9 protein-coding genes are annotated in these 13,574 nt (G+C 53.1%); 2 read left to right on the top strand and 7 right to left on the bottom strand.

Annotation, left to right across the window (positions count from 1 at the left end):
- Positions 1-35 precede the first annotated feature (35 nt).
- On the bottom strand, positions 36-1,148 hold the full coding sequence (locus tag CBR65_RS16380; RefSeq protein ID WP_087467850.1) for a DUF2817 domain-containing protein: 1,113 nt from the start codon (positions 1,146-1,148) through the stop codon (positions 36-38).
- A 263-nt stretch (positions 1,149-1,411) separates the two neighbouring features.
- Between CBR65_RS16380 and asd the strand changes: the two genes are divergently transcribed.
- The gene (gene asd / locus CBR65_RS16375; protein WP_087467849.1) at positions 1,412-2,272 is read left to right on the top strand and encodes an archaetidylserine decarboxylase; all 861 of its coding nucleotides are present in this window, start codon (positions 1,412-1,414) and stop codon (positions 2,270-2,272) included.
- Between the two features lie 8 nt (positions 2,273-2,280).
- On the opposite strand, the gene CBR65_RS22595 is transcribed toward asd, so the two are convergent.
- Positions 2,281-2,406 (bottom strand): hypothetical protein, encoded by a 126-nt coding sequence (locus CBR65_RS22595; protein ID WP_255377163.1) that lies wholly within the window; start codon positions 2,404-2,406, stop codon positions 2,281-2,283.
- Between the two features lie 276 nt (positions 2,407-2,682).
- On the opposite strand from CBR65_RS22595, the gene CBR65_RS16370 reads away from it, so the two are divergent.
- Positions 2,683-2,889, top strand: coding sequence for a cold-shock protein (locus CBR65_RS16370; RefSeq protein WP_087467848.1), 207 nt, complete (start codon positions 2,683-2,685; stop codon positions 2,887-2,889).
- 90 nt (positions 2,890-2,979) lie between these two features.
- Here CBR65_RS16370 and CBR65_RS16365 read toward each other — a convergent pair whose 3' ends face one another.
- From CBR65_RS16365 to CBR65_RS16345, 5 genes are all read right to left on the bottom strand, one after another.
- A complete protein-coding gene (locus tag CBR65_RS16365) occupies positions 2,980-4,356 on the bottom strand; it encodes an HD-GYP domain-containing protein (RefSeq protein WP_087467847.1) in 1,377 nt (458 codons plus the stop codon).
- 121 nt (positions 4,357-4,477) lie between these two features.
- Positions 4,478-5,542: a uroporphyrinogen decarboxylase gene (gene hemE, locus CBR65_RS16360; RefSeq protein WP_087467846.1), complete on the bottom strand. Its 1,065-nt coding sequence runs from the start codon at positions 5,540-5,542 to the stop codon at positions 4,478-4,480.
- A 212-nt stretch (positions 5,543-5,754) separates the two neighbouring features.
- Entirely contained in the window at positions 5,755-7,173 is a 1,419-nt protein-coding gene (locus CBR65_RS16355; RefSeq protein WP_087467845.1) for an FAD-dependent oxidoreductase, read from the bottom strand.
- Positions 7,174-7,202: 29 nt separating this feature from the next.
- Positions 7,203-11,654, bottom strand: coding sequence for a glutamate synthase large subunit (gltB, locus tag CBR65_RS16350; protein WP_087467844.1), 4,452 nt, complete (start codon positions 11,652-11,654; stop codon positions 7,203-7,205).
- 282 nt (positions 11,655-11,936) lie between these two features.
- Entirely contained in the window at positions 11,937-13,526 is a 1,590-nt protein-coding gene (locus CBR65_RS16345; protein ID WP_087467843.1) for an SPOR domain-containing protein, read from the bottom strand.
- Positions 13,527-13,574 lie beyond the last annotated feature (48 nt).

Raw genomic sequence — 13,574 nt, 5'->3', positions numbered from 1 at the left:
TGTTAACCAGTGGAAGTTACCGGAGCGGACAGCGATCAGTTTGCCGCCAGACCTGCTAATGCTTGATGGATCACCTGGCGCGCCTTGACCAACACCAGTTCCCGCCAGTAGGCATCGCCCGGACAAAAATGTTCACGCATGGCCGCACTGGCGGGATGATCAATTGCCAAGGGACCAGCGCTGCTCCAATCATGATGCTCCTGCAACAACACATCAAACAGGGAATCGGTGCCGTAGCTGCCAAATTCAAGTGTGACAAAGCAGCCACGCTGCTCCATCAACGCGTGCCAGGCATAATCCAGCAACCCCAGCTTGGGCACGGAGCTGGAATCGCCGCGTGCCGGCATGGTCACGCTGGCGCCATACCAGGCTTGCGCCTGTCCGCTGCCTCGACTGTTAAGCGGATGGTCACAAATCAGCTCACCATGCCCGTATGGCCCCAGTCCCGTGTGAACATCAACCACTGCCAGCAGGCGTTGATCCAGTTGAAAACGTTCAATGATATTGGCGATCACCTGGCGTCCATGCGCCGGCTCCGCACCGCCGTAAAACGGCCCTTGCGGGTCCACATACTGTCCACCGCTCAGCGCGCGCTCAAAGGCCCGCTGTCCGTGATCATGGGCAAACTGCTGAAAGAGCTTCTGCCGTTGCGCAGTGGTCTGCGCCCGCTTGAGCAGCGGCTGCAGGAGCGAATAACCATCACTGTGAGGCAAGGGTTGGGAAAAATCGATGAAGTTACGATTAAGATCGATACCCTGTTCGTCGCACCGTCGGCTCCAGGCGTATCCAAAGGGGTTGAGCGGATGAATCATCAGGATGGCGACATCTTCCGGCAAGTTCACCTTGTGTTGCTCAATCAATCCCCATAAATCGATTTGCACAGCGCTGCCCGCATGACCTTCAACGCCGTGGGTACCGGCGATCAACACCATGACTTTGCCGGCATCCTCATTACCCAGCCAGGCGACCCGAGTCATCAATGCCTCAAACTGCGGCCCTTGCACACCGCGCACCGGAAACTTGAGGTGTTGTTTCACCAACTCAATATTAGCGGCCAGGCCTTCCAGCCAGCGACTTTGCGCCAGGGCATAAGTCCCGGGAAAACAGGCGAGATCACTTTTATTCAGGACAACAGGAGAGAAAGGCATGCAAGAGAATCCCAGGAAAATCAGCTACACATTGATCCGACGAAGCCAAATATGGCGCATAGAAGCGGGTTTTCATTGGCTTTAGCATAGCATCCGGCAAAGGATTTACCGGATCTTATCGCACACAAAGACAGAGATCTCCTTGGCAGCCGCCAGTTTTTGCTACCATGGCCGGGTTTTTTCGGCAGGTGGGGTCTATATTCGATCTGCCTCCATGCGTGCTCATCGCTACCCATTAATTTACTCTGCGTAAGATTGTCGTTATGAAAGAAAAATTGTTTGTCTTGATGCAATACCTGATCCCCCACCATGCCCTATCCCGGGCCGCCGGTTGGGTCGCACGCTCACAGACCCCCTGGATCAGGAACACGTTTATTGAATGGTTCGTGAAGCGCTACAACGTGGATATGTCACTGGCGCAAGAAGAAAATCCGCTGGCTTATGCCTGTTTCAATGACTTTTTTACCCGCGCCTTAAAAGACGGGGCACGTCCGATTGATGCCGAGGCAACGAGTATCGTATTTCCCGCTGATGGCGCCATCAGCCAGCTCGGCGATATCGCTGACGGCAGAATTTTCCAAGCCAAAGGGCAGGGCTACACCACCGTCGAATTACTGGGTGGCGATCCTGCGCTGGCCAACGAATTTGCAGGCGGAAAATTCGCGACGGTTTATCTTTCACCGCGCGATTATCATCGTGTGCACATGCCTTATCACGGCAAGCTGCGCAAAATGGTCGCCATCCCCGGTGATTTGTTTTCTGTTAATGATGCCACCGCCAAGGGGGTACCGCGCCTCTTCTCCCGCAACGAGCGCGTTGCCGCCATCTTTGATACCGATATAGGCCCGATGGCCGTGGTGATGGTGGGCGCAATGATTGTGGCAGGCATTGAAACTGTCTGGGCCGGTGAAGTAGCGCCCATTAAACGCCAGATTCAAACGACAGATTATGTCGCAACACCCGCCGCGGAGATTAAGTTAGCCAAGGGTGCAGAGATGGGACGCTTTAAATTGGGCTCAACGGCCATCGTGTTGTTTGCCAAGGATCGTGTCGAATGGGATACGCAATTTCGGGCAGGCTCACCTACCGTCATGGGACAGTGCATGGGCCATATACGGCATTAATGCAGAATTCAGGAGCGATCAAAGACGTGATCATCGGCGGAAAATGGTCGCTCCATGCTGTCTGTAACGCTGCCGATACAACGCTCGTAATCGACTGACGCCTGAAAGTAGCCTTTATGGGTGGATGCCAACATTATTGACCAGCCCCGCTAATTTCCCTTTACAAGATAAACACACCAGCCCATACTGCCCCGGCTGGTGAAGAATACAGCTGATACTTGTCACTACAATTTCGATGAATACACCGTACCACCGCTCCTCTCCTGCAATGATCCTGTTGCTCGAAAGGCCGCTGAATACTCCGTAGCACTTCATTTTGTTTTAGTCATCAATTCTTCTTAGGTCAGTACACCGCCCTATTCGGGTTTATTTCTTTTACAACGTAGCAATTATTTGCTCTGGAGATTTTTATGGCAGCCGCAACTGGTTCTGTTAAGTGGTTCAACGAAGCTAAAGGTTTTGGTTTTCTGGAACAAGACAACGGTCAAGATGTATTTGTACATTTCAGCGCTATCGCTGGTTCAGGCTTCAAAACCCTGGCAGAAGGCCAACGCGTTAAGTTCAACGTGGAAAAAGGTCCTAAAGGCCCACAAGCTTCTGACGTACAGCCCATCTAAGCTGAACGGCGACTTGCCCAGCAGTGGGCAATGAGCATAAAAAAACCACCTACGGGTGGTTTTTTTATGCCTGATATATACGAGAACTCATCAGCTTCGCTGCAAGCGACTCAGCAATGCCATGAGGCCGCGCTTTTCGGTCTTCATCAGATATTGATCGCGGATGTTGGCGATATCGACATCGTAGCTGCCAGGCTCCAGATCACGGGCGATTTCCACCTTTTCTATCTCATAGCGGGTTTTTTTACCCGAGTCGAGCAGTGCTTGTTTGCGCTTGTCATCTTCGGAAAGGTCCAGCAGGCTGCATTCGGCCATAGGTTGCTTACAGGCATCCAATACCAGCATCACCTTCGGCTTCAAGCGGCGCTCAAAGTTCTGCTCTACCACCACGCCAACTTCACCCGTGCTCAACTCCACCAGGGTGCCAGTGGGGTAAAGACCAATGGCGCGGATAAATTCCACCACCAACTCTTCCTGAAACTGAATATTGCGCAGCTCATAGAGCTTGGCTACCGCCTTGGAGGGCGCAATGGGATGACGGGACCCTCTCGGGTTGGTGACGTAATCGTAGTAGGTAACGATACCGGCGATCTTGCCCAGCAGAGGAATCTTGTCACCGCGCAAGCCTTGTGGAAAGCCGCTGCCGTTGAGACGTTCGCAGTGGGTTTTCACCACACTGATCACGCGCGGTTCAACCCCCGGTGTCTTGCGCAAAATATCCGCACCCAACTCAACAAAGCTTTCATAGGCTTTTTCTTCGGTGGCAGTGCGCTCGGCCTTCGTCAAAAGCTCGCTGTCGAGCATGACTTTACCGACATCTTTCAATAACACCCCCAACGCGAGTACATCCAGATCACGCTTGGGCAGACCGATATGACGTCCAAACAGGATTGCCCACACCGATGACCTCACCGCGTGACTGTAAGTGTATTCGTCTTTTTCCTGCACCCGGGACAACCAGGTAAATGCGTCCGGGTTGCGCAGCACACTGTCCACCATCTCGCTGGCTACTCGCTTGGTTTCACCAATCGATGCAGTTTGCAGTTGGTTGCGCTCCAGTTGGTCGAGCACCTCGCCCACCGCACCGTAAACTTTTTGGTGCAATTGCCGGGCTTTTTTGACTTCTTTTTGCAGCGGTTGGACTTCGCGATAAAGGTTGCGCTGAATCTTGAGGGGAGCGACGGGTTCGGTCAGAAAGCTGTTCTTGTGTGGTTCGCGCCCGGCACCACCTTTAACACGCCCCTGCGGCGTCAGTGTTTTAAGGTTGGCGGACACTGGCCCACGGCCTTTTTCAACATCGATATAAACGTGATTGCAGAGCGTTTTGAGTTGGGTAATTTCACCCAGATCGCGGATATAGAAACCTTGCAGAGGAAAGGGGGTTTGCGACCATGGCCTGTCCAAGCCAGACACATACATGCCAATGGTCAGCTCGTTGACGTTCAGTTTGACCTGTTTAATTCCCACAGTGAATCCTCATCACCAACTGTTCCTGAGCAGAACCCATCCACAGATGACGCCCAGTTTAGTTAAGAAATGATCAACACACCAGAGGCGCCGCTCCGTCGGGAGCCCTTGTGACAAAATATTATGAATGATAGGACGCAGACAACTCGTGCACCGCACGAATAAAAGCGCCGGCATGTGCGGGATCGACTTCGGGCGTAATACCGTGACCTAAATTAAATACGTGCCCGGAGCCTGCACCATAACGCTTGAGAATGGTGTTAACTTCTGTACGAATACGTTCGGGGGAGGCGTAAAGGATGCTTGGGTCCATATTGCCTTGCAGCGCTACCTGATTGCCGACCCGCGCCCGCGCATCACCGATATCAGTTGTCCAGTCGAGTCCGAGACAATTTGCTCCAGTAGCAGCCATCAATTCCAGCCATTGCCCGCCGCCTTTGGTAAATAAAATTACCGGCACCTGGCGGCCTTCATGTTCGCGAATCAAGCCCGAAACAATTTGCTGCATATAACGCAAGGAAAATTCCTGATACGCCTGATGCGAAAGCGCACCACCCCAGGTATCAAAAATTTGCACCGCTTGAGCACCGGCAAGAATTTGGCCGTTGAGATAACCAATCACCGATTGCGCCAATACATCGAGCAGGCGATGCATCAGTTCAGGCTGGTTATAGAGCATTTCTTTGGCGCGCCGAAAATCGCGGCTTGATCCGCCTTCGATCATATACGTCGCCAAAGTCCAGGGACTGCCGGAAAAACCAATCAAAGGTACGCGACCATTTAACTCTCGCCGTATGGTTTTTACTGCATTAAGCACATAAGGCAAATCCCGCTCGGGATCAATCACCTGCAAGGCATTAATATCTGCTTCGGTACGCACCGGTTTTCTGAATTTGGGGCCTTCGCCTGTTTCAAAGTAAAGACCCAAACCCATTGCATCGGGAATGGTGAGAATATCGGAAAACAGAATAGCGGCATCCAGCGGATAGCGCTCAAGAGGTTGCAAGGTGACTTCACAGGCAAGCTCAGGGTTGGTACACAACCCCATAAAGTCACCCGCCTTTTCGCGGGTTGCACGATACTCAGGCAAATAACGCCCGGCCTGGCGCATCATCCAGACAGGCGTGACATCAACCGGTTGTTTTAAAAGGGCACGTAGGAAACGATCGTTTTTAAGCTCAGCCATGAAATCAGTCTCTGCTCGCTAATGACTTATCTTGGTTATTAAATGCCATCTCAATAATCAGCTGACGAGACTCAGGCAGGTCGATAGCCGATGCACCTATTTTTATTTGCAGGATGGATTCGAGCAACGGCTTTGTTAAACATTATGAAAGCCATTCGATGATGTACGAATGGCTTTATTCAAACAAGTAACTCGGGTCACACACACCTGGATCACACACCGAGATAGTCGAGGATGCCGGTCGCTGCTTCACGACCTTCCCAGATCGCCGTCACAACCAGATCAGAACCACGCACCATATCGCCGCCAGCAAAGACTTTGGGGTTGCTGGTCTGGAATTTGAACTGCTGGTGTTCCGGCGCAACCACGCCACCCCAATCATTGGTGGAGATCTTGTGATCGACCAGCCAATCGGGAGGATTAGGCCGGAAACCGAACGCAATCAGCACCACATCAGCCGGCAGAACTTCTTCGCTGCCCGGTACAACTTCCGGACGACGACGGCCTTTTTCATCCGGTTCACCCAGTTGGGTGGTCACCACTTTTACGCCTTCTACCTTGCCTTCACCCACCACCGCAACCGGTTGGCGGTTAAACAGGAATTGCACACCTTCTTCCCGTGCATTAGCTACTTCGCGCTTTGAGCCCGGCATATTTTCTTCGTCACGGCGGTAAGCACAGCTCACACTGCTAGCACCCTGACGAATGGACGTACGATTACAGTCCATTGCCGTATCACCACCACCGAGCACGACGACACGTTTACCTTTCACGCTGATGAAATCCGCTGGATCTTTTTCAAATCCGAGGTTGCGGTTCACGTTGGAAACCAGGAACGGCAGGGCATCGTAAACACCGGGCAGGTCTTCGCCAGGAAAACCGCCCTTCATGTAGGTATAGGTTCCCATACCCATGAATACGGCGTCGTAATCGCGCAGCAATTCATCTATGGTGATGTCTTTGCCCACCTCGGTATTCAGACGAAATTCCACACCCATCTCAGTGAAGATCTCACGGCGGCGAGACATCACTGATTTTTCCAGTTTGAACTCCGGAATACCGAACGTCAGCAAACCACCGATCTCAGGGTATTTATCAAAAACGACCGGCTTAACGCCGTTGCGCACCAGAATATCCGCACAACCGATACCGGCAGGGCCAGCACCGATAATGGCGACTTTTTTATCGGTCCACACCACTTTGGACATATCCGGCCGCCAGCCCATGGCAAAGGCGGTATCGGTAATGTATTTCTCCGCATTACCAATAGTTACAGCGCCGAAGCCGTCATTGAGCGTACAGGCGCCTTCACACAAGCGATCCTGCGGACAGACGCGGCCACAGACTTCAGGCAGGGAGTTAGTCTGGTGACTCAACTCCGCCGCTTCAAAGATGTTGCCCTCAGAGATCAACTTCAACCAATTGGGAATGAAGTTATGCACCGGACACTTCCACTCACAGTACGGGTTACCACACTCCAGGCAGCGATGCGCCTGGCCTGAAACCTGATCCTGGGTGTAAGGTTGGTAGATCTCAACAAACTGATGTTTACGGGTAGCAATATCCTTCTTTGCCGGGTCTTGACGCCCAACATCGAGAAACTGGAAAGTGTTATTTAAACGTTCGGCCATTGTGCATGCCCCTCTTTAGCCCAAGGTGATTATTCGCCGCGTTGCTTGAAGCTGACTAACAGCCCGGCCAAGCTCGCTGCCTTGGGTTTTACTAACCAGAATTTGCCGACGTAATCATCAAAATTCGCCAACAGATGCTTGCCCCACTCGCTCTCGGTTTCGCGGGTAAATTCCTCGATCACACTGCGCAGATGGTTGCGATGAGCTTCCAGTGCTTCAGTGTTGATGCGGTGAATATCCACCAATTCGTGGTTGTAGCGATCCACAAAGTCATTGGCTTCATCCAATACATAGGCGAAACCGCCGGTCATACCTGCGCCGAAGTTGACCCCGGTTTGACCCAGCACAGTCACCACACCACCGGTCATGTATTCACAACAGTGATCACCCGCACCCTCTACGACAACGTGAGCACCGGAGTTACGCACCCCGCAACGCTCACCAGCGGTACCGGCTGCAAACAACTTGCCGCCCGTAGCACCATACAGACAGGTGTTACCCATGATGCTAGTGGTGTTGGATTTAAACTCGGAATTACGCGGTGGACGAATGACCAGCTTACCGCCGGCCATACCTTTACCGACGTAATCGTTGGCGTCACCTTCCAGATACATATTCAGGCCACCAGCGTTCCAGACACCAAAGCTTTGACCGGCGATACCGTGCAACTTCAAGGTGATCGGCGTGTCGGCCATGCCTTGGTTACCGTAGCGTTTGGCAATCTCACCACTGATACGCGCACCAATGGAACGATCACAGTTGGTGATACGGAATTCAAATTCGCCACCGGCTTTGCCTTCGATAGCTGGCAACACGGTACGCACCATGGCTTCCGCCAACTCACCTTTATCAAAAGGATGATTTTTGTCTACAGCACATGTTTGCGGCTTGGTTGCCAGATAGTCGTCGGTATAAATGATGGGGCTGAGATCAAGCTGTTTCTGCTTTTCCGTCTGCCCTTCGAGAACCTGCAACAGATCCACACGTCCCACCAGTTCTGCCAGCGAACGCACACCCAGGCGCGCCATCCACTCGCGAGTTTCCTCCGCCATGAACCTGAAGAAATTCATGGCCATGTCAACCGTGCCGATGTAATGGTCTTTACGCAGCTTATCCTGTTGGGTCGCCACGCCGGTAGCGCAGTTGTTAAGGTGGCAGATACGCAGGTACTTACAACCTAATGCAACCATCGGGCCGGTACCAAAACCGAAACTCTCAGCGCCCAGCATCGCGGCTTTAACAACGTCGAGGCCCGTCTTCAACCCACCATCAGTTTGCACGCGAACCTTGTCGCGCAAGTCGTTGGCGCGCAGAGTTTGATGTGTCTCCGACAAGCCCAGCTCCCAGGGCGAGCCTGCGTAACGAATGGATGACAGCGGACTCGCCGCTGTACCGCCGTCGTAACCGGAGATGGTAATCAAGTCCGCATAGGCTTTGGCAACACCGGCAGCAATCGTGCCCACACCAGGGCGCGATACCAGCTTCACGGAGACCAAGGCATCCGGATTGACTTGTTTGAGATCGAAGATCAACTGCGCCAGGTCTTCGATGGAATAGATATCGTGATGCGGCGGTGGCGAAATCAAGGTCACGCCAGGCACGGAGTAACGCAACCGCGCAATCAAACTGTTGACCTTGCCACCCGGCAACTGGCCACCCTCACCGGGCTTGGCGCCTTGGGCGACTTTGATCTGCAATACCTCGGCATTCACCAGATAAGCCGGGGTTACACCAAAGCGACCCGATGCCACCTGTTTGATTTTGGAGCTTTTCACCGTGCCGTAACGGGCCGGATCTTCGCCGCCCTCACCACTGTTCGAGCGCCCGCCCAAGCGATTCATGGCCTCAGCCAATGCTTCATGAGCCTCGGGAGAAAGCGCACCGAGTGACATGCCTGCGGAGTCAAAACGTTTGATGATAGCTTCGACAGACTCCACTTCACTCAGAGGAACCGGCGTACACATATCCTCGCGCAACGCCAGCAAATCACGCAGCATCGAAACCGGACGCTGATTTACCAGGTCCGCATAGTTTCGCCATAATGCGTAATTACCACTTTGCACCGCCTTTTGCAGCGTCTGCACTACATCCGGGTTGAACGCGTGATACTCGGAACCATGCACATACTTGAACAAGCCGCCCTGCACAATCGGCTTGCGCTCTACCCAGGCATTTTGGGCGAGTACTTTCTGGTCGGCTTCCAGATCTTCAAAACGCGCACCTTTGATACGGGAGGGCGTGCTTTCGAAGCAGGTATTAACCACTTCCTCAGACAGTCCAACGGCTTCAAATAATTGCGCACCGCGATAAGACGTAATGGTAGAAATGCCCATCTTGGACAAAATCTTCATCAGCCCCTTATCAATACCTTTGCGGTAATTTTTGTAGGCATCGTCAATACCGGTCAGCAGTTCGCCAGTCTCAACGAGATCATTGAGCACGTGATAGCTGAGGTAGGGGTAGACGGCCGTAGCGCCATAACCGATCAAGGCCGCAACCTGATGAGGATCGCGCGCGCTGCCGGTTTCGATGATGATATTTGCATCACAGCGCAGCCCCACGTTGGTTAAATGCTGATGCACAGCGCCCACAGCGAGCAACGCCTGAATGGGCAACAAACCTTTTTGCAGGCTGTTATCGCTCAATACCATCAGAACCTTGCCGGATTTGACCGCCTCCGCCACGCCCTTGCATAACAGCGTAATGGCCTGCTGGAGGTTCATCTGAGCCGGGTCGTAATGCAACGGGAATTCCGCTACTTCGTAACCCGGGCGATTCATATTGAGCAATGCGCGGAATTTGGCTGGCGAGAGCACCGGAGATGACAAAATCACCCGATCAGCATGCTCCGCCGTTTCTTCATACACAGATAGCTCACGCCCCAGACACGTCTCCAGCGACATAACAATCGCTTCACGCAAAGGGTCGATAGGTGGATTGGTCACCTGGGCGAATTGCTGGCGGAAATAATCGTAGATGGAACGCTGCTGGCGAGACAACACAGCCATGGGCGTGTCGTCACCCATAGATCCCACAGCTTCCTGACCGCCTTCGGCCAGAGGACGCAACAACTGATCACGCTCCTCAAAGGAAACCTGGAACATCTTCATGTAGGACTTGAGCTGAATACGGTCGATACCGTTTTCCTTATCGTCCGCCACCAGGGTGGATTCAACGCGCAAGGCGCGATCTTTCAGCCATTGTTTGTAGGGCTGACTGGACTTGAGCTGTTGATCGATGTCCCTGGTGTGGTGCAAGGTACCGGTCGCCGTATCGATAGACATAATTTGGCCTGGGCCGAGACGACCTTTGGCTACGACATCCTCTGGCTTATAGGCATAGACGCCAACCTCAGAGGCCACCGTAATTATGTCGTCCTTGGTGATTACCCACCGCGAAGGACGCAGCCCATTCCGGTCAAGTGTGCACACAGCATAGCGACCATCGGTAATAACCAGACCGGCAGGACCATCCCACGGCTCAATATGCATGGAATTGTACTCATAGAAAGCGCGCAGATCCGGGTCCATATGATCCACATTCTGCCAGGCCGGCGGCACCAGCATGCGGATAGCACGATGCAGCTCCATACCGCCCAGCGTCAATATCTCCAGCATATTATCAAGGCTGGAGGAGTCGGAACCGGTGCGATTTACAAGCGGCGTCACGCTTTGCAACTCAGGCAACAGCGGCGTACAGAATTTGGGAGTGCGTGCTACCGACCAGTTACGGTTACCCACCACCGTGTTGATCTCACCATTGTGCGCCAACATGCGGAAGGGCTGCGCCAAGGGCCACTGCGGCATGGTGTTGGTGGAGAAGCGCTGGTGGAAGACACAAATGGCTGTTTCCAGGCGAGGATCAGCCAGATCCGCAAAGAATTGCGGCAAGTCCACCGGCATCATCAAACCTTTATAGGAAAGGATACCGGTGCTCAGGCTGGCAATATAAAAAGACTTATCTTCAGCAAGGCGCAGCTCCGCCTTGCGGCGCGCCATAAACAAGCGCGCATTCACCTGCTCCAGAGGCAGGTCTGTATTGTTCACAAAGACGTGATTGAAGACTGGCAGAGATTTGAGCGCGATTGGTCCAAGGCAGCTGCTGTCGACCGGCACTTCACGCCAACCGGCAACCACTAAACCCTGGGCAACCAGCTCTTCTGACAGAATCGCACGCGCGGCGTCAGCTTGAGCGGCATCGCGACTCAACATAACAGCGCCCACGCCATAAACAGGCGTCAGGTCAGCACCGCAGGCTTCTTTGGCCACAGTGCGCAGGAAAGAATCCGGTTTCTGGAGCAACAGACCGCAGCCATCGCCCGTCTTGCCATCCGCCGCAATACCGCCGCGATGGGTCATACAGGTCAATGCTTCGATAGCCGTTCTCAACAAACGGTGACTTGTCTTGCCCTTCAAGTGAGCAATCAAGCCAAAGCCGCAGTTGTCTTTGAATTCGTCCAACCGGTAAAGGCCAGTGGTCATAGGCTGTTTCTCAATCAATGCAATCATTATTACTGAGCGCGACACCCACAACATTGGCAGCACCACGATAGCTGCCGGGCAAAAAATCGCACTCCAGACAAAAAAGCCCCTTAGGGTAGGGGCTATAGACAAATGGGCGCAGGATATTACCCGCTGGAGGCTGTAATGGCAATATATGAAGAGGTCTTGAACTTGCCCGATCTTGCCTCCAATGTCTCGCAGGCAGCATATCCTATGGCTTTAGAGTAAATATCAGTATCACAAATCCTTTGAAATACATGCTTATAGACGACGAGAGGCAATCTCCTGCTGTATTACTCTCAACTCCCTCGGCCAAGGCCCAGCTTTGCGTTGCGTTGCGGGCAAGCCTGCAACAGCTTGGCGAGCAGTAGCAGCTGATGAGTAACGTCCCGCCACGACGACAAACCAGTCTTTATTTTGTCGCAGGGTTTTGAACATCAACAAATCGGCCCGATTGGGCTGAGCCGCTATGTAATCACGCGCAGCTTTTTCAGTACTTACACCCAATAACTGCAAGGTAAACTCCGAGGCGCGCCAGGAGAGAAGGATTTGCTCGTCTTCTGAAAAATTAACAGCCTTGGATTGAGCAATGCTTTCGGATTTTGCTGCACTGGATGTGGCGGCTCGCTGGGATGCCGCCGGTTCAGTACTTGTAGAGACCTCCGCACGTGCCGATGCAGCTGACTGCTCAGCAGGCGGAAGCTGTTCGGGCCTCAGTGGATCGAGTTTCTCCCCGGTTTGCACCGGTAAACTTTCTGGCAGGGAGAGGTTTTCAACCGGTTGAACAGGTACACTCGCTACAGCCTCAACACTGACTGAAGAGGCCTCTGATGCAGCTGAGAATGAACTCGCAGCAGGTTTCACAGGATTTATCGGCAAAGGCTGGGAGAATATTTGATCTCCTGCTGGCTCTTCATCATCGCTGCTGTAGAAAAACGTCATCAGAAATATCGCCCCCAGCACAGCAGCCGCGACAATATGGAGCATCGGAAATGATTTTTTGTTGGCGTTTTCCTGAGGAATAACCGACTCAAGCAGACAGCTCCGCGCATACTCATGAATTATGGGTAACTGCCCCTGAGCTTCTCGCCACCAAGGCTCCACCAAAGACTCATTGAATATTTCCGGACCCAGATAATCTGCCATTTCCATACGGAAATTCAGGTAATCAACTGTTTCATACAGGGTGAAAGGCGCAAGCGGGAAGTCATTGATCATGACATCTTGCATATCCAGCTCATCGAGACGCCGGATTAATGTTGGTTCAGCAAAAAATGCGATATGCAGGCGACGATTGTCTTCATCGCGCCCCTGTAGAAGACTGAGCAGCGCAGCAAGCGCTTGGTCGTCAAGATGGTGCGCATCGTCAATCACGACTAAAGCAATATCACCGCCACCCATAATGGGTTGGCTAAAACTTCGTAAAGCAGCCAGTAGTTGTCCAGCGGTCTCAACGCCTTCCCGGCGCAAAGAGAATGCGTGAGCAATCTGGATCAAAACCCGATCCAAGCCCTGCCCAGGCTGCGCCGTGATCAGGCAAAGCTCATCCGATTCGGCCATGGAGTCGAGCAGCGCATGAGCCAAACGGGTTTTGCCCACACCTTGGTCACCCAAGACAACCAGTAAACTCTTTCCGAATTGGCAAAGGTGGAGCAACTGATCCAGCAACTCACGCCGTTGGGCGCCGGTAAACAGCGGGAAATCCGGATCATCCGCAAAAGGGTCCAGAGCAAGACCATAGCGTTGCCGGTAATCGGCGAGATGCTCATGTTCTGCTCCGCCTTTAGCTGCCGCCGGACGCCCACCGATACGACCATCCGGATCAGCATTGATCGGGGATTCTGGAACCATACGCACCTCCACAAACAATCAACGGCAATAATTAAAATTCGTCCGGCC

The organism is Cellvibrio sp. PSBB006 (genome assembly GCF_002162135.1).
Taxonomy (GTDB): domain Bacteria; phylum Pseudomonadota; class Gammaproteobacteria; order Pseudomonadales; family Cellvibrionaceae; genus Cellvibrio.
This window is presented reverse-complemented; position numbering and strand designations above follow the sequence as displayed.